Below are 17,738 nucleotides of genomic sequence, written 5' to 3' on the forward strand. Positions count from 1 at the left end.
ATGACACCATTAATCATCGCCAAGAACATTCATAAAACCTTTGTCTTGCATAACCAAGGCGGCGTGCAATTAACCGTGCTCGCCAATCACGAACTCACTGTGGCCAGCGGTGAATGCGTGGTGCTGAGCGGCAGCTCGGGTGCCGGTAAATCAAGCTTGTTGCGAACCTTATACGGCAACTATCAGGTCGATCAGGGTGAAATTTTACTGCGCCATCAAGACCAATGGCTGGATCTCGCCAAGGCCAGCCCAAGACAAATTTTACAATTGCGCCAACAAACCATCGGCTGGGTCAGTCAGTTTTTAAGGGTGATCCCGCGCTTATCCGCGCTCGACATCGTAATGCAGCCACAGCTAGAGGTAGGGATTGACCCAGTACAAGCCAAGGCTAAAGCCAGCCAGTTATTGAGCCACCTTAATGTACCCGAACGACTCTGGCATTTAGCCCCCGCCACTTTCTCAGGCGGCGAGCAACAGCGGGTGAATATCGCCCGCGGCTTTGCTTTGGATTATCCGCTGTTGCTTTTAGATGAGCCCACAGCATCGCTCGATCAACATAACGCCAATCAAGTCATCACCCTGATTGAACAAGCAAAAGCCAATGGCGCTGCCATCGTTGGCATTTTTCATGACACTTGGGTGCGCGATCGCGTGGCGGATCGCATTCACCCGATGCAATCCACCCCAGCCCCCATCAGCCAATAGGAAAACAAGATGATCATTACCAATGTCCACATGGTGCTAGCCAATCAGGTTATCCATGGCTCAGTTGAAATCAGTGATGGCGTGATCCGCACCTTAAGCGATCAACCAAGTCACGCTCCCAGCGCCATTGATGGCCAAGGCGGCTATTTACTACCGGGGCTGGTTGAGCTGCACACCGATAATTTAGAGAAGTTTTTTACCCCGCGACCTAAGGTTAATTGGCCCGGTGAATCGGCCATGGCCAGCCATGATGCCTTGATGATAGCCAGTGGCATTACCACCGTGCTTGATGCCGTTGCTATCGGTTACATTAACGATCAAGGCACCCGTTTGGCGAACTTAGATCGCATGCTAACCACCATAGTTAACAGCCAACATGCCGGCCATAACCGCGCCGAGCATAAGCTGCATTTACGCTGTGAATTGCCCAATGCCGATACCTTCGACATGTTCACTACCTTAGTGGATAAATTCCATGGCGAAGATTCTAGCATTGCCATGGTGTCATTGATGGATCACACACCGGGCCAACGACAGTTTGTTGACAGTGACAAATACCGCACTTACTACATGGGCAAGTATGGCCTCAATGATCAAGAAATGGCTGCCTTTGAGGCCGAACAAACCCAAGCCGCCCTGCGCTGGTCTGATAGCAATCGCCGCGCCATTGCCGAGCAAGCAAGAGCGCGACATTTAACCTTAGCCAGCCATGACGATGCCACCGTCGCCCACGCCCAAGAATCGGCGGAATTGGGCTGCCAAGTTGCCGAGTTTCCCACCACGGTTGCTGCGGCTAGCGCTTCTCATCAGCTCGGCTTAAAAGTCATGATGGGAGCTCCCAATATTATTCGCGGCGGCTCACACTCAGGTAACGTGGCGGCATCAACCTTAGCCGATGCTGGCGTGTTAGATTTGCTGTCATCGGATTATTATCCTGCCAGCTTATTGGATGCCGCCTACCAAGTCGCACTGTCCAATAGCAATCAATATACGTTAAGTCAGGCCATTAACATGGTGAGCCTTACTCCAGCTCAGGTAATTGGGCTTAACGATCGCGGTGAGATAGCCGAAGGCAAGCGCGCCGATTTGGTGCTGGCAATGCCCTATCAGCAACGTCTGCGCGTGATCCAAGTATGGCGTCAAGGAATGCGGGTGTTTTAATGGCACAGGTATCCACGCGCGGCTATTTGTTTTACCTTGTCGGCCCCTCGGGGGCTGGCAAGGATAGCTTGCTGGACTGGTTACGCCAGCAACCCAGCATGCAACAGCTGTATTTTGCACCGCGCACTATTTCGCGCCCATGCGATAACGGCATTGAACAACACCATTATTTACCGGCGGCTGAATTTGCCACCCAGTCACATCGTTTTGCTTTGCAATGGCAAGCCAATGGCCACCGCTATGGCATTGATAAACAGGTACTTGAGCGGCTAGCACAAGGTCAAAGCGTGCTCGTCAATGGCTCGCGCGCCGAGATAGCGCAAGCAAAGCGCGTCGCTGGTGAGCAGCTCAAGGTGATCCTGATTAATGTCTCTGCCGCCACCCTAGCCACGCGATTAGCCCAACGCGGGCGGGAAGACCACCAGCAAATTGCCCATCGTTTGGCGCGCCATCAAGACTTGCAGCATTGCCCTGCCGACATAGTGATAGACAATAATACTTCCCTTGAGCACGCCGGAAACTTATTGTTAACCTACATAAAGCAAACCTGCGACGCTATGCCTACTACGGCGAGCAGTTGCTCAAGGTGCTGATATCAGTTGCAAAATTATCGGCGACATTCATTAATCACGGGAAAGGATACTATGCAGCTGACGTTATTGGGAACCGGTAATGTGCAAGGCGCGCCGGTCTACGGCTGTGATTGCCTTGCTTGCCAACGGGCAATCGCACAGCCGCAATGGGCTCGCCAGTTATGCTCAGCGCAGCTAACTGTGGCGGGACGACACATTTTACTTGACGCTAATCACCCTCAATTGATGCAGCGTTTTCCCGCTGGGAGCATTGACGCTATCTTACTGACCCATTTTCACATGGATCATGTTCATGCCTTGTTTTCATTGCGCTGGGGCTTAGCCCCTAAGATCCCAGTTTATCGCCCCGACGATCCATTAGGTTGTGACGATTTGTACAAGCATCCCGGTTTACTGGCGTTCCAACCCGCCAATCAAGTGGGCATGCCATTTCATCTTAGCAATCTGCCTGAATTAACCATTACCCCGCTGGCGCTAAACCATTCACGGCCTTGTCAGGGTTATCTATTTGAATATGAATCAAACCAGCAACGAGATTGCCTAGCCTACCTCACGGATACCCAAGGTTTGCCCGATGCAACTTGGCAGCAGTTAATCCAATGCGCCCCTCGATTGATAGTGATTGATTGCTCTTACTCCCCCTTGATTGTGAATAGCAATCACAATAATTTAACTCAAGTCATCGATTTTGCTCGACGCTTACCGGACTCACAATGGGTGCTCACCCATATCAGCCATGAGCTGGATAGCTTTTTGTTAAACTCGACGCTGAACTCGGCTTATCCATTACCGCCTAATATCACTGTCGGCATGGATGAAATGATACTCTATATACCTTAATTCGTGGGGCTCAAGCGCCAGTATCGAGCGCCTTGGTTAATCAAGAGTGCGATCAGTACCATGAGTATCGAGCCTGCTAGCACAGGGTTTACTAAAAACGACCAAGCGGGCATCAACAGCATGATTAATATGGGGTTGGCTCCTGCGGGTGGATGGGTGGTTTTAGTCGCTAACATAGCAAACACGCCAAGCCCTGTTGCAACAGCAAGCGACCACGGCGTAACGCCGACCCAATGGGAAAAACATAATCCAATCATACTGGTTATTAAATGGCCAAAGATAACATTCTTAGGCTGGGCTAAAGGGCTCGCTGGCACACCAAAAACCAATACTGCGGTAGCACCAAAGGGAGCCATTAACCAAAGGTCGACGCCTTGCCAAGCGCGTAAGATGGCCAACAATAAAATAGCAATACCGGCTCCCACGCCTGCAAGCAAAGGTTGAATTAACTGTTTCATTATTCGTTCCTAGTTTTTGTAGAGTCAAGCTGTGTATGTCTTCCCCTGTCAGCTCAACCAATCACACTTAACCAGCCTTGGGGTTGACCTAGTCATAGTGACAAAATACGATTAGTAAAAGAATAACCAAGATAAACAAATCAGTGTTTCACATAATGAAACAATAGGAGCCCAGCTTGGACCAGTTACACTTGATGAGAGTATTTGTTGCCGTGGCTGAAAACGAAAGTTTTGCCGCAGCAGCCAAAGCCCTTGATACATCAACACCAACGGTCTCGCGCGCCATTGCCAGTTTAGAAGCGAACTTAGGTGTCACCTTGCTAAAGCGCACCACGCGCTGCGTGAGAGCAACCCAAGCAGGGCTACACTATGTTGAGGATGCTCGCCGTATTCTTGAAGACATTGAGCGCACTAATCAAGCAATTATGGGCATAAACTCTGAACCTAAGGGCAATTTGTCCATCACTGCACCTGTGTTGTTTGGTCAGCAGCATGTGTTACCTGTGGTATTAGAGTATTTACAAAGCTACCCCGAAACTAAGGTCAATGCCGCTTTTGTTGATCGTACTGTAAATCTATTGGAAGAAGGGTTTGATCTTGCTATTCGCATAGGCGAGCTTAAAGACTCAGGAATGCGAGCGCGAAAAGTCGGTGAAGTTAGCTTAGTCACGGTAGCCTCACCCGATTACTTAAAACGCCATGGCCAGCCAAGTCATCCCAATCAGCTAAAGCACCATACCTTGATAGCTTCTAATTCCAATGACTTTTCACGAGATTGGCAATTTATGGATAAGAGCAACAAATTCGCACAGCGGATCCAACCTAGATTAACCGTCACCACTAATCAAGCAGCCATTGAAGCCGCTATTTCCGGCTTAGGTATTACTCGTGCAGTTTCCTATCAAGTCGCAGACGCAATTGCGAATAAGCAACTCTGTTTACTGTTAAACGACTATCAAACTCGGGCGTTACCCATACATATTATCCATCAAGAATCCCACCATTCCTCCTCTAAGGTTCGCGCCTTCATTGATCTCATGGTACAACGCTTTCAACACCAAGTTTTTTTATCGCCGTCAGATTAAGATTTTAGGGCTGAGCGTATCAATAGCAGCCCTTGTTAGCCGACTACTATTAAAGACATCAACAAATATAACCAAGATATCATTTTTCTCATGTAGGATACTTGCATTTGCTGCCGTTACGGGGCAACCTCTTATGCTTAAAAAATCTCTCCTTAGGATGTCATTTATGAATTCTTTCAAGTTATTAACTTGTGCCGTGTCGCTAGCTTTAAGCGCCAGCGCGCTGGCTGAAGTACAACTAACTGTACCCAGTGATGTAGAAATATTAGCGGCCAATGAAGCAGACGCCGAACTCTCAGGCGGTTTGTTCGCCAGCGACAAAAAGCTGACTCTACCCGATGGCGAAAACCAAATCGTGTTTCGCTACGCACCTATTTACAGCCAAGGTGGCGATGACATTCAGTTGCAAAGTAAAACCATCATAGCCACATTTGAAGCGAGCGATGCTCGTTTAAACTTTGACTTACCTAAATACCGCAGTGCCCTTGAAGCTAAAAATAACATTGAAAACCTAGACTGGCGGCTACTTGATCAAGCCGGTAAGGTAGTGGCTGTTAAGGAAGATGTCTTAACAAAAGAAGGCTTTCAGATAGGTCGCAACTACGATGACGAAGCCAAAGCTTATAACCAAGCGGGCGGTAAAGCGGCGTTAACCTCGGCTTCAACCTCGGCAGTTGCAACAACCAGTGCTATTGCAGCAACCACTGTCGCTGCAACCACAGCTGCCGCGACAACCAAGTCAAGCACCTCAGCAAAGACCGCTGACAGCACTCATTCTTCAGCTAAACAAGCTGCACCCAAAGCGGATAATACCGCCGAGGAAATGTTGCACTTTTGGTACCAAAAAGCCGACAAAGAAACTCAAGAGCGCTTTAAGCAATACATTAATCAGCTTTAACCATTAAGTTGTTATGATATCTAGCGTCCCTTTTATTCAAAGGGGCGCTGTTAGCATGTCCCTGTTATCCGGCTCATCCAGCGCTATTAACTGACGCTCACCGAGCAAAAGCCACTCTCTACTCTTCAAAAAAAAACAGATTGTTAACTTCTAAAATTGTTGACATTAACCTTCCCTACAAGCCTCAAAATAAGTTAGTGCTGTAACAACTTACATTCATCTAGCCATTGAGATTATGTATCGCTTGCTCTTTATTAAGTAAACAACTTAAGAACACAGCTATGTTATCTAAGCATAGTTCTGTTATTGAGCAAGCTAAAATTATTTAGATAACTAAACATAAAATTTGAGTGTTAGCTTTGAGTATGAACTTTAGTATTAACTCGTTTTTAAGGAATCAACAAAAGCAGGCTGCTTTAGCAAAGAGGCCAAAGCCGGATCTTGTTTTAATTCCTCACGATAGCTTTCACTGCGACTAATGGCTTCTAATAAGTATTTTATCGCTTCATCAAACTGCCCCATGGCGGTATAAGCACAAGCTAGTTGATAAAAAGCATGACTATTTTCCTCATCTATCTTCAGCGCTTGGTGACAAAGATTGGCAGCCCATTGCGGTTCATCTAGCTCCAATACCGCATCCGCTTTATACGTTAAGGCCTCGCAATCATTGGGTCTGAGCTTTAATAGCTCGTCGTAAATAAGAATTTTATTAGCCGATGAGCTCTCTTGCTGCGCCCGTAACCAAAGGGATTGCACCTCTTGGGTTCGCTCTATTTCTTCACGGTTTTCTTCAATGTGCTGAGTTTTTTGCTGTAGTTGAGCCTCGATAGCTGCAAGACGTTTTTCATATTCATTGATCAGCTTGCTAATTTCTTCGTCAGCCAAGGTATGCACGCGGTCTTTGATTTCTCTAATCGATGACCAGCCAACTATCACTAATACCGATGTGGCTGCGGCGATCAAATAAAAGAAGTAAGTGACGGTATCAGTAGCATAGGCAACCGCCCGATCCACCGATTGATGTTCACGATCGACAATTTGCTGGATCAGCTCATGTTTGGTTTGCGCTTGTTCACTGCGTAATTGCTTTAATTCATCCAGTACATAACGCTCAACAAATGGGTTGTATAAGGGCTCTTCTAGCTGCTCGATAACTTGCTCGGCTTGCGAACTGATGTCCTGAGAAGTTTGGTCGGCTGCAGGATTAGCCAAGGTGCTCAAACTCACCCCAGCTAACACAATAGCCAACGCTAGCTTAATCCTTAGGATTAACTGGCTAGGCATATGGCTTGCCCATGATTATGCACTTCAACTAACGCTGCATGCAGGCTTTTCACTGCCACATCATAATCGGCTTCATTGACGACAAATTGCATATCCACTTCACGCATTGACTGATGCATGGCCAATACACTGATATTGCGGGTCGCAATGGCCTGAACCGTACGCGCTAAAATACCCGGAATTTTCAAGTCGCTACCTATCGCCGACACGATAGCCACGCGCTGCTGGTTAACCTCGGCTTCAGGAAACCGAGCTTCGATAGCGGCGCGAATTCTTTTCACGGTTTTTAAATTAGCCGATAAATAATGCGTTAAGGTATTGGCATTCATATCTTTAGAAACAATATGGCCTTTAAATCTGGCGATAATATCCAGCACCTCACGCTCATAGTGATACAAATTACCCGCCATATCTTGGTCATATAACTCAAGCGCATAGATGCGTTTACACCCTGCAATGATCTCAACACACGGAGATTCACTAACATAGTCACCGGTGATCAAGGTACCCGCGTGCTCTGGCTCAAAGGTATTCTTAACCCGTAATGGGATATTTTGTTGGCGCAGCCCTTTCGCCGCCTTTGGATGAATAGCTTCCATGCCTAAGTTAGCCAACTGATCGGCAACATCATAGTTAGTGCGCCCAATTGGAACCGCGTTGCGCTCACCAACCAAACGTGGATCTGCGCTGCTTAGGTGAAACTCTTTATGGATGATGGCTTCTTTTGCGCCCGTCAACACCGCAATTCGGCTGAAGGTCATTTCACTGTAACCACGATCAAAGGTCGACATTAAGCCCTTTTCGCTATGGGCATAACCTGTCACTATCGGCAGCTCAGCACTTAGATCTAGCTGCTTAAAAGCCTGCTGGACTCTTTGGTCTAGCGAAATATGTTGCTCACTTCTCCAGCCCGTTAAATCAACAAACTTGGCATTAACCCCATCTCGTTGCAACAAGGCTGCTGTGTTCCACGCACTGTGCGCTTCACCGATACTGGCCAGCATTTCACGAACCGTACTTAAATGTGATGCCAACTCAAAATGACCATGTTGACATAAGCTTTTTAAATCAAGTAGACATTGCTCGGCGTCGTCGAGTTTTACGGTGATAAAATCATTAGCCTGCTCTAGTAGCTCTCCAGCAGCAAATAATGACGCGTTGATATCCAGCAACTGCTGCTTTAATTCAACCAACTTTTGCTGCCAACCTGTATCCACCATGCTGTTGGCAAAAAGTGCATAAACGCCTGCTTGGCCTGTCTTTTTGTATTCCAATAATTGATCGGTTATGCCGCCGTATGCAGATACGACAAAGACACGTTGGTAAAGCTGATTGGCGCCGGGTTTTAGGATGATATTGTCGCGCACCGATTCGTAATCACTCATCGATGTGCCACCAATTTTTTCTACGGTATGCATGCTACTCCTATCTATCATTTAACATTCAATCAATGGCAATCATGGCCCTCAAACCTAGGTGGTTACTCAGTTAACCCTGAGTGACCGAAATTTGGCCACGATAGCGAAGTTAGATCACTTCAGCTTCTAGCTCATAAGCGCCTTGCGCGTTATGCACTTCTTTACCGTTTAGGGGTGGATTGAACACACAAGCGAGCTGCATTTCTTCGCTGCAACGTAAGATGTGTTTGTCATGCTTATCAAGAATATAAATGGTGCCAGGGGCGATACTGTGCTTGCTGCCGTCTTCTAGACTTTCAATTTCACCTTTACCTGAAATACAGTAAACAGATTCCAAGTGATTTTGATAATGCATTTGGAAATCGGCCCCCTTGTAAATAGTGGTGATATGAAATGAAAAGCCCATCTCATCTTGCTTAAGCAATAAGCGGGTACTTTCCCAATTACCATCTGGCGACACGATCCGACGATTTGATTGATTGGCTGTGGCTAAATCTCTAACTATCATGATTTCTTTCTTCTAATTTGGTTATCAACAGGGTCATGGGTGAACGCGCTGATACGGTGGCTATCTCTGTTGCCGGTATCGTTAATTTTGCGCCATTGCCCAATGACAAGATCTGGCTACGAGACATGATGCGCAAAGCACCTTGACCTCGTAGGCAAGTAAGCTGGTATGAGCCTGAGCTAGAGCAGCCATTTGGTAACAAACGGCGTTCGCCAGGCCCAACTTGTATGGTTTTGGTGGTGGTCATATTTGCGTTATGACGCTTTGAAATACACCACAGAAGCGGGAATATCGTCGACCTTAGCGCAAACCTCAGCGATGGCGGATTCAACGATATCGATACCTTTGCGTAAGTTATCGTCACTAATGGTCAATGGACAAAAGAACTTAATAATGTGATCGTCTGCGCCACTGGTTTCTATGATGACACCTTTGGCAAAAGCGGCTTTGGTAATTTTTCCTGCTAATTCACCGCTCACACAGTTGATGCCTTGAAATAAGCCTCGCCCCTTAATGGTAAAATTGCCGGTGCCATATTGCTCTACAATCTCGCTTAAACGCTCGGTAATGTAGCGGCCTTTGCGCTTGATATCATTGGCGAACTTATTGTCGCTCCAGTAATGGTCAATGGCCGCTTTGGCAGCGACAAAGGCCAAGTTATTACCACGGAAAGTACCGTTATGCTCACCCGGTTTCCATTGATCTAGCTCTGGTTTCATTAACACCACAGCCATTGGCAAACCGTAACCACCTAGGGATTTAGATAAGGTGATAATATCGGGCTCTATGCCCGCTTCTTCAAAACTAAAGAAATCACCAGTACGACCACAACCTGCTTGGATGTCATCGATGATCATTAAAATGTTATGCTTACGACACACCGTTTGCAGGTTACGTAGCCATTCAATGCTAGCGGCATTGATACCGCCCTCGCCTTGCACGGTTTCAACCAATACTGCAGCCGGTGAATTGATGCCGCTGCTTGAATCACTCAACACCTTGTCTAAGTATTCCGTGGTGTCAATGTTGTCACCTAGGTAGCCATCAAATGGCATGCGGTGCACCCCACTTAAGCTAACCCCTGCAGCATTTCGATGATGTGAATTACCCGTGGCAGCCAGAGCACCTAAGCTCACACCGTGAAAGCCATTGGTAAAGGTAACGATATTTTGCTGGCCGGTCACATTACGGGCAATTTTCATCGCCGCTTCAACCGCATTGGTGCCGGTTGGGCCGGTGAATTGCATCACGTATTCCATGCCACGCGGCTTTAGGATCTTGTCATTAAAGGTTTGTAGGAATTCACCTTTGGCCTTAGTGTGCATATCCAAGCCATGAGTAATGCCATCTTCTTTAATGTAATCCATCAAGGCTTGCTTAAATAAGTCATTGTTATGACCGTAGTTTAAGGTACCCGCACCCGCTAGGAAGTCGAGGTAGCGATTGCCAAATTCGTCCCACATAAATTCGCCTTTGGCACGGTTAAATACGCGCGGAAATGAACGTGCATAACTTTGCACTTCGGATTCCATTTCTTTGAATATATCCATCACTTGCGGGCAGTGATTAACCGGTTGATTATTGAATGGGCCAATGCGAACCAAAGATTCTGACGCATGCTCCCCTTCAAAATGCTCTTGCTCTTTTAGCCACACCTTAGATGTCATCTCGGCGCTGAGCTTATTGGCAAAACTTTCAAATAAAGACCATGAAGCTAGATTGTCTTGGGTGATAGTGGTTTCAATGTAGTGCACCCCTTTACAATCGGTACGATCTAAAATGTGCTGCAACATATCCGAAGCCAAACCTTGGCCACGAACAGAAGTGGATACAGCAACCTGCCAAATAAACAAGGTATCAGGGCGCTCAGGTACTAAGTAGCCCGAGATAAAGCCAACTAGCTCATCATCTAGCTTAGCTGCTACTGAAGTACTTAAAAAATGACCGCATTGTAGAAAGTTACAGTATCCGGAATTGGTATCTAGGGGGGGGCAAGATGCAACAAGTCGAGAAACAGCCATACCATCTGATAAATCCGGTTGGCTTAACACTATCTTTTGCATGGAAGACAAAATAACTCCTTATTTAGAACTGAAATAGTTAGGGTTAAATAATCTTTATAGATGTAAAAGAAAAACTATTGATTACAGCAATTTCATCCTTGGTAACCTTCCAACTAACTAGAAGTAAAGAAACAAAAAAACCAGGATAAAAGCATTCATTTATCCGTTTAAACCTATAAAAATAACTTAGAACACTAAATATAGTACACAAAGTATTTTCATTTCTCTACCCCTGATCTTTTTGCTCTCTTTGAAAACCCTGCTTCTTTTCGGATAATTTAGCCCACCAACAGCTAATGAATAAATCGTCTAAAACCAGGTTTAAACCATTAAAAATCAATCAACTATATAGAGTTGACACATTAAAGCTTGGGTCTCCTGAACTCACCGCCCCAGTAATGATTAATTTTTTATTAATTTAGTGAAAGTGATAGGCCTTAGATACCACGAAAATTTACTTAGTATTAAAACTAATTCGTTTTATACTCGCTGCTACGCTTAATGATTAGTGCTTGATTGGAGCCAAGATGAATAGCATAGAAGAAGTGTTGATAGCACTACGTCGAGTGATCCGCGCCACAGACCTACACTCAAAACATTTGGCCAAAACGACCGGTCTTACCGCACCGCAAATTTTGCTGCTGCAAACCATACGCGATAAAGGTCAAGTGACCATAGGTGAAATAGCCAATGATATGAGCCTAAGCCAAGCGACGGTAACCACCATCATAGACAGATTAGAAAAGCGGAACTTGGTATTTCGTGAGCGCTCTACGACAGACAAACGTAAGGTTCATGCCTTACTCACTGATCAAGCCTATGAAGTGTTAAAAGAAGCACCACTGCCGCTACAAGATCACTTTGCTAAACAGTTTCACGATTTAAAAGATTGGGAACAAACCATGATCATTTCATCCTTACAGCGGGTGGCGCAGATGATGAATGCGCAGCATATCGATGCTTCTCCCGTGCTAGATGTGGGGATGTTAGATCGCAGCAGCACAGTTTTGGATAAGCATGACGCCTTTGATGATAATGAATCACAGCCATAGCTGAGCCGATTATCCGCCTAATAACAGTACTCTAACCTCAATTCTGGTTAATGGTTCCAGCCAATGAATATCGTATGAATATGTAGCAAAACTTCGTTTTCAGGGATGAAAACTCAGAGCGTATAGGGATATATTCACCGCGTTTTTGCGGATTATTTATACGATAAAGCTTATCCAAAGCTCAGGTTACTCTACTAAACGTAAAAAGCCGAAGTTAATGCTTCGGCTTTTTCGTTGTTAGGTCACGCTTAGCGACTATTTTTTAGTCCAAGCGTCTTTCCATGCTGAGCCTTCGCCCGGTGCGTAAGCGGAGCCGCTACACCACAGACCAAATGGCCAGCCTTTACATTCGTAAACACTGCTTAAATTGCTTACAACGTCTCCCGGACCATAGCTGTTACCCGCTACATAAGGTTGAACTCCAGCAGGAGGCGCAGTAGGCGTTACCGTCGGAGCGATGGTTGGTACGACTGTTGGTGCAACTGTAGGCGCGATGGTTGGAGTAATAGTCGGTGCCACGGTAGGAACCGGCGTTGGCTCAGGCGTTGGTTGTGGAGTTGGCTCTGTGCCACATGATGCATTACCTACCGCTTTCCATACACCCCATGGGCCAGCATCTGAAGGATTATCGCCTTGAGTCCACCATTGTGCTTGCCATAATTTACCCGCCCAAACGACTTGCTGTTTAGCTTGATAAATTGAGTTGGCATTCCATTCATTTGAACAGCCACCTGTTGGCGGTGGTGTAGGCTCAACTTGTAGCTTAGCGGTTGCACTTACAACTGCGGTGTAAGCCGTGGTATTTTTATCAATTCCGAAGTTTAACGCCACCCCAGCTGTACCTGGGTTAGCCGCGCCAAATTCAACTCCAACCGAACAAGTTGCGTTAGGTTGTAGGGTTTTTGCACTACAGTAATCAAACGTAACAACAAGATCACTCGCTGTGCCTGTCGCCTTAGCGTTAATCGCATCCAAGGTAAATTCAACATTACCGGCGTTGTTTAGTTTAAAGGTGTGTTGCTTAGTCTCACCAACAATGAATGAGCTAAGTGTCTGTGCTTTGGTATAACCCACACTTACTAAATCTGTTTGGTCGTTGCCGACGATGCCATCAACCCAAGAGCGCAGGGCGGCGATATCGCTGTAAACACCGTATTTGCCGGGACGTGCACAACCAATACCCCAGCTAACAATACCTAATTGGATTACTTCACCGCCTTGGTTAATAACAATCGGGCCACCGCTATCACCTTGACAAGAATCTTTACCGCCTTGTGGATAGCCCGCACAGAAAGCAACATCACCTACATTTTGATAACTGCCACCGGCTTGACGACACACAGCATCAGACACAAGCGGCACATCCACTTCTTGCAATACCGTCGGTGATAAGCCACCTTCTTGAGTGCGACCTAAGCCAGCAACCGTTAATAGGTCGCCTTCACGAACGTATTGACTCAAAGCACCTTCTGCAATTTGCACTGTAACCGCACCTGGCAACTGGCGATCCAGCTTAAGTACCGCGATATCATGAGCTAAGGTGCTGGTATTGTATTGGGGATGAACAAAAATTTGCTCTACATTGGCACGTTGACCATCGGTTGCCCCATAACGATAACCACCCACTTTAACCGCAACTTTACTTGGTGCATCCCCCACCACACAGTGCGCAGCAGTTAATACATAACCATTACCTAGGTAACTCGCACCACAGTAAGAACGGTTGCCGGTACGACTCACTAATTGAGTATAAAATCCCCAATCAGCTTGATTCGCCGTGCCACCGCCAACGATACGAGGAGTCACCACTTGATCAGCATCAGAGGCCATCACTTGAGTTGGCGCTAATACGGCCGCGATCACCGCCGCTAATGCGGTGTGCTTAAACATCCTTGTTGAACTCATTTTTACCTTCCTTGTTATTACAATTAGCAATATTTCACTGCTGGATTAATCAGCAAAAATGATAGTTTTCATGCTATGGAACAACAAGTTCAAAAAGTATGAGTTTGCCACCACAGATGTAACAAGCGTCACAGAAATGTAAAAAACTTTAAACCAGACATGCTTTCATCAGTACGCACATATCTCAAATGATTAATTTCGCTTAGACATTGATACCAAGAAAACCACTAAAAACAGTGCATTATTCAACGCCTTTTGACAAACCTAACAAGCGAAACATTTAGTTAACATACCAATAACAAAGTCAGCCGTAGATTGCTGATCGTTCAGTTGATGACTAAAAATAAATTCTACTTGGCTGCGGGCTTGGGGAGCGATATCAGCAATATCAATTTCTTTGCCTATTTGATTAATGCGAATAGCGCCAAGCTCTGTATTCATAACACCTTTTATGCGCACAACATCAAGCTCTGCGAATAAAGCCAATAACCGTTTTTGGTCGAATCTAACCGTCGATTCAAACTGCCACCCCATACTAAAAAAGTCATTCTGCCTCGGCGGTTGAGTTAATGCAGAACTGCTAAGCTTGAGCATATCATGGGACAATTGCTGTACCGCAGGCTTAGCCACACTGAATTTGGGCAAAGGTTGGGGCGCAGATTTAACCAGCGCTCTATTACCTTGAGGCAACCAAGCTAGCGAAAGTTGAGCATGATGCAAAGGCCTTAACTGATAGGGCTTGTTAAACGTTAACTGTGATAAAAAGGTCTCTAGCTCGGCATACTCTTGAGCGAGATACAAATCGGCCTTACTGGCTAACACTAAATCAGCAATTTCAATTTGTTGGCGAAAAAGTTCATGATCTCGATAGCGAGGCTGGCTCAACACCCTAGCATCAACTAAGGTGGTAACCCCTTGAACATCCAGCACGCCTTGATACTCAGGTTTTAACAAAGCAGCTAACACCTGTCTAGGATGTCCCAGCCCCGTAGGCTCGATAAATAAGCGATGGGGTTTCACTGCGGCTAATAATTTATTGAGAGCAATAACCATAGGCACACCGGCAGCGCAACACATACACCCCCCCGCCACTTGCTGGATCTCGATGTTATCGGAACTGCCTTGTGCAGACGTCAGTAACGCCTTATCCAAGCCAATTTCGCCAAACTCATTAACCAATACCGCCCAACGTTCATCAGCTGGCCGCTGAGACAGCAAATGCGCAATGGCACTGGTTTTACCTGCCCCTAAGAAGCCGCAGATTAAATGGGTTTTCACATTTCTTATCATCGAGGAACTCTCTTGGATTGCAATATATTGATTTATCTAAAGAGAAATTAAGTATAATAATTTGACTTCACATCAAGGTGTTTAATAATAGCGCCTAGCCATTCAACCGCTCAACCACAGGGAACGTTTATGCTGCGAATCATTATCGCTGCCATTGCCTTAGCTATCGTTGATGCCGCCTTATTAGGTGGTAGCTTCTACTTTCAAGGTGCCAGCTTAGCACAAGAGTTAACACTGCAATTTAATCAAACCATGGAGTCATCCCTAACCGCATTGGGGCTAATTTTACAAAATACCTTACTCGGTGGCGATGAAGTGATGGCCGAAACCATTATCAATGCCATGTTTGATGGCAGCATGTTACAAAGTGTCACCCTGAAAGATTTGGATGCTCAGGTCGCCTTCAGTCGTACCTTTGCAGAGCCTATGGGTAATTACCCTCATTGGCTAGCCGAGCTTTACCCTATCACAGAGCTCAGCCGTGAGATGGAAATGACCGATGGCTGGAATATATTGGGGGATTTACATGTGGCCAGTCACCCTCACCACTTATACCAAGCCATGTGGAACGTGCTTAGCGATCGCTTACCGATCCAAGCAGCATTAGCATTGGGCGCTTGGCTACTCCAAGTGAGTATTCTTATTTGGCTAGCAGCAAGGAAACGCTAATCATGATCAAATCTACTTTTATTGCTTTGGGTTTTGCTACCTTAAGTATCATCAGCAACCCATTAGCTGCAGAGCAAATTCCACCTAAGTTAGTGACCATAGCGTCAGGCTCTACTCAAGGTATTTACTTTCAAGTAGCCTCTGAAATTTGTCGCCTCACCAGTGCCAACAAAGTTGAACATGGTTACCGTTGCGGTGCCATTCCAACCGATGGTTCAGAAGAAAATTTAAAACTATTACTGGCAGGTGAAGTTGACTTTGCCCTGGTGCAATCTGACACCCTTTTCTTTGCGGCGAAGCAATATCCAGATCAGTTTAAAGCCGTACTGGCAACCCACGCCGAGCCGTTAACCATAGTCACAACACCCGATACCGAAATTAAGCGGGCGATGGATCTAAGTGGTAAAACCCTAAATATCGGCAGCCAAGGCTCAGGTACCAACACTTCACTACAGCGCTTAATCAAGGTGCCCCAATGGGATGAGCAACCGCAAATTACTGAAGATAACTACCAAGATGCCTTTGAAAATCTTTGCCTTGGAGAAATAGATGCGTATGCGGTGATCATAGGCCACCCTAACCGCTTAGTGAATAACACCAGCAAGCGCTGTGATATCAAATTTATCAGCGTTGATAGCAAGGCATTAACCGATGCCGATGGCAAGCTACCACCTTATCTCATGGCAGGCTATATTCCTGGGCGCTTGTATCGCGGTAATAAAGAAAAAACCCCGACTATCTCTTTTTCGGCCAACTTAATCACCCGTAAAGATGTTGACCCAAATTATGTTGCTGCCGTGGCCAAGGCCATTTTTGACCAAGAGAAGTCATTTGGCAAAAACATTACCGCTTATGCCAATGTATTTCGCTCGATTGAAACCATGACCGGCGATGCGGTTGTGATCCCGCTTCACCCTCAAGTTGAACAACTGAAAGCTCAATCCGCCTCAGCGGAATAAGACTTACCGCCAATTTCAATTGGCGCTTAAAGATGAAAAAAGGAGGCTTAGCCTCCTTTTTTCATCTTTAACCCGTCTCGCCATCAAGTTATAAGACAGTGCGCGGCGATTTTAAGTTCTGTGAAGAAAAGCGAGACTTTACGCTTTTCCACTCCGATAATTTATCTGCATTACCCACCGGCTCACCTTTTTTGGCCTTGCCCATTACCCAAAGATGCTTGGCATTAAAACTGTAAACTGGGATAAGATCTTTGCGCTTTGATGCTGGTTTAATGTCGTACTCTAAGTTATCAAGGATGAAAGGGTTGGCTCTGCGACTTGGGTAATAAGCCAACACCATATGGAATTGGTCATATTTGACGGCTTTGACATAAACAAGACGAAGTTGATCTTCGGCGACGCCTAACTCCATCAAGCTGTAATATTTTGCAATCGCGTAATCTTCACAGTCCCCCCCTTTCGCACCAACAAATTCAAGTGGTGAAGCCCAGTAGTCATTTTGACCCCAGAGCTTTTTGTCTTGGGCATAAACTAACATATTAAAGAAGTTATTAATTTCAGATAACTTTTCTTTATCCGACATGGCTTGCGCATCACGCAAGGTATTGATTAACGCATCGGTACGCATAATGGCTTTATCACCATAGGTATCAGCCATCCGCTGACGGATAGATTCTTGGCTAAGAAAAGCCTCAAGATCCAAGGCTTGCACAACCGCAGGGAGAGCCAACAAACAACACAACATCGCTTTAACTAAAACCGAGGGGAGTAATTTCAAAATGCGCTTCCTTAGCATGTTCAACACAAATGATGGGTACACTTCCATGTCTTTACATTAGGTAAAGTATGT

General features: G+C 45.9%; 17 protein-coding genes. 9 read left to right on the forward strand and 8 right to left on the reverse strand.

Annotated elements, in window-relative coordinates:
* From phnL to phnP, 4 genes are read left to right on the forward strand one after another with little or no spacing between them, the layout of a single operon-like run.
* Positions 1-705, forward strand: a complete 705-nt coding sequence (gene phnL, locus ACK8OT_RS04345; protein ID WP_410195288.1) for a phosphonate C-P lyase system protein PhnL — start codon at positions 1-3, stop codon at positions 703-705.
* Positions 706-714: 9 nt separating this feature from the next.
* Positions 715-1,866 carry an alpha-D-ribose 1-methylphosphonate 5-triphosphate diphosphatase gene (gene phnM / locus ACK8OT_RS04350; protein WP_410195289.1) on the forward strand — a complete coding sequence of 384 codons (1,152 nt, stop codon included), beginning with the start codon at positions 715-717 and terminating at the stop codon, positions 1,864-1,866.
* Positions 1,866-2,459 carry a phosphonate metabolism protein/1,5-bisphosphokinase (PRPP-forming) PhnN gene (phnN, locus tag ACK8OT_RS04355; protein ID WP_410195290.1) on the forward strand — a complete coding sequence of 198 codons (594 nt, stop codon included), beginning with the start codon at positions 1,866-1,868 and terminating at the stop codon, positions 2,457-2,459. Before phnM ends, phnN begins: the two co-directional genes overlap by 1 nt.
* Positions 2,460-2,510: 51 nt before the next feature.
* Positions 2,511-3,299 carry a phosphonate metabolism protein PhnP gene (gene phnP / locus ACK8OT_RS04360; protein WP_410195291.1) on the forward strand — a complete coding sequence of 263 codons (789 nt, stop codon included), beginning with the start codon at positions 2,511-2,513 and terminating at the stop codon, positions 3,297-3,299.
* Here the strand turns inward: phnP and ACK8OT_RS04365 are convergent.
* Positions 3,296-3,757 carry an HPP family protein gene (locus ACK8OT_RS04365; RefSeq protein ID WP_410195292.1) on the reverse strand — a complete coding sequence of 154 codons (462 nt, stop codon included), beginning with the start codon at positions 3,755-3,757 and terminating at the stop codon, positions 3,296-3,298. The genes phnP and ACK8OT_RS04365 overlap by 4 nt on opposite strands.
* Positions 3,758-3,933: 176 nt before the next feature.
* Here ACK8OT_RS04365 and ACK8OT_RS04370 point away from each other — a divergent pair, with 176 nt between their 5' ends.
* Positions 3,934-4,842, forward strand: coding sequence for a LysR family transcriptional regulator (locus ACK8OT_RS04370; RefSeq protein ID WP_410195293.1), 909 nt, complete (start codon positions 3,934-3,936; stop codon positions 4,840-4,842).
* 166 nt (positions 4,843-5,008) lie between these two features.
* The gene (locus tag ACK8OT_RS04375) at positions 5,009-5,740 is read left to right on the forward strand and encodes a DUF2057 family protein (protein ID WP_410195294.1); all 732 of its coding nucleotides are present in this window, start codon (positions 5,009-5,011) and stop codon (positions 5,738-5,740) included.
* Between the two features lie 378 nt (positions 5,741-6,118).
* Here ACK8OT_RS04375 and ACK8OT_RS04380 read toward each other — a convergent pair whose 3' ends face one another.
* The 4 genes from ACK8OT_RS04380 to ectB all read right to left on the reverse strand — a co-directional run bounded on the left by ACK8OT_RS04380 (position 6,119) and on the right by ectB (position 11,013).
* Positions 6,119-7,024 (reverse strand): TPR end-of-group domain-containing protein, encoded by a 906-nt coding sequence (locus ACK8OT_RS04380; protein WP_410195295.1) that lies wholly within the window; start codon positions 7,022-7,024, stop codon positions 6,119-6,121.
* A complete protein-coding gene (locus ACK8OT_RS04385) occupies positions 7,009-8,442 on the reverse strand; it encodes an aspartate kinase (RefSeq protein WP_410195296.1) in 1,434 nt (477 codons plus the stop codon). Before ACK8OT_RS04385 ends, ACK8OT_RS04380 begins: the two co-directional genes overlap by 16 nt.
* Before the next feature lie 109 nt (positions 8,443-8,551).
* Positions 8,552-8,950, reverse strand: coding sequence for an ectoine synthase (locus ACK8OT_RS04390; protein WP_410195297.1), 399 nt, complete (start codon positions 8,948-8,950; stop codon positions 8,552-8,554).
* Positions 8,951-9,204: 254 nt separating this feature from the next.
* Positions 9,205-11,013, reverse strand: a complete 1,809-nt coding sequence (gene ectB, locus ACK8OT_RS04395; RefSeq protein WP_410195454.1) for a diaminobutyrate--2-oxoglutarate transaminase — start codon at positions 11,011-11,013, stop codon at positions 9,205-9,207.
* 527 nt (positions 11,014-11,540) lie between these two features.
* Here ectB and ACK8OT_RS04400 point away from each other — a divergent pair.
* Positions 11,541-12,065: a MarR family winged helix-turn-helix transcriptional regulator gene (locus tag ACK8OT_RS04400; protein ID WP_410195298.1), complete on the forward strand. Its 525-nt coding sequence runs from the start codon at positions 11,541-11,543 to the stop codon at positions 12,063-12,065.
* Between the two features lie 255 nt (positions 12,066-12,320).
* On the opposite strand, the gene ACK8OT_RS04405 is transcribed toward ACK8OT_RS04400, so the two are convergent.
* A complete protein-coding gene (locus ACK8OT_RS04405; RefSeq protein WP_410195299.1) occupies positions 12,321-13,970 on the reverse strand; it encodes a trypsin-like serine protease in 1,650 nt (549 codons plus the stop codon).
* 264 nt (positions 13,971-14,234) lie between these two features.
* Positions 14,235-15,260 (reverse strand): CobW family GTP-binding protein, encoded by a 1,026-nt coding sequence (locus ACK8OT_RS04410; RefSeq protein ID WP_410195300.1) that lies wholly within the window; start codon positions 15,258-15,260, stop codon positions 14,235-14,237.
* A gap of 129 nt (positions 15,261-15,389) precedes the next feature.
* Between ACK8OT_RS04410 and ACK8OT_RS04415 the strand changes: the two genes are divergently transcribed.
* The gene (locus tag ACK8OT_RS04415) at positions 15,390-15,929 is read left to right on the forward strand and encodes a LapD/MoxY N-terminal periplasmic domain-containing protein (RefSeq protein WP_410195301.1); all 540 of its coding nucleotides are present in this window, start codon (positions 15,390-15,392) and stop codon (positions 15,927-15,929) included.
* A gap of 2 nt (positions 15,930-15,931) precedes the next feature.
* The gene (locus ACK8OT_RS04420) at positions 15,932-16,888 is read left to right on the forward strand and encodes a TAXI family TRAP transporter solute-binding subunit (RefSeq protein WP_410195302.1); all 957 of its coding nucleotides are present in this window, start codon (positions 15,932-15,934) and stop codon (positions 16,886-16,888) included.
* A gap of 88 nt (positions 16,889-16,976) precedes the next feature.
* Here ACK8OT_RS04420 and ACK8OT_RS04425 read toward each other — a convergent pair whose 3' ends face one another.
* Positions 16,977-17,666, reverse strand: coding sequence for a transglutaminase-like cysteine peptidase (locus ACK8OT_RS04425; protein WP_410195303.1), 690 nt, complete (start codon positions 17,664-17,666; stop codon positions 16,977-16,979).
* Positions 17,667-17,738: the final 72 nt, after the last annotated feature.

It is taken from the genome of Motilimonas thetidivivens, assembly GCF_046452435.1.
GTDB lineage: Bacteria > Pseudomonadota > Gammaproteobacteria > Enterobacterales > CBDFNC01 > Motilimonas.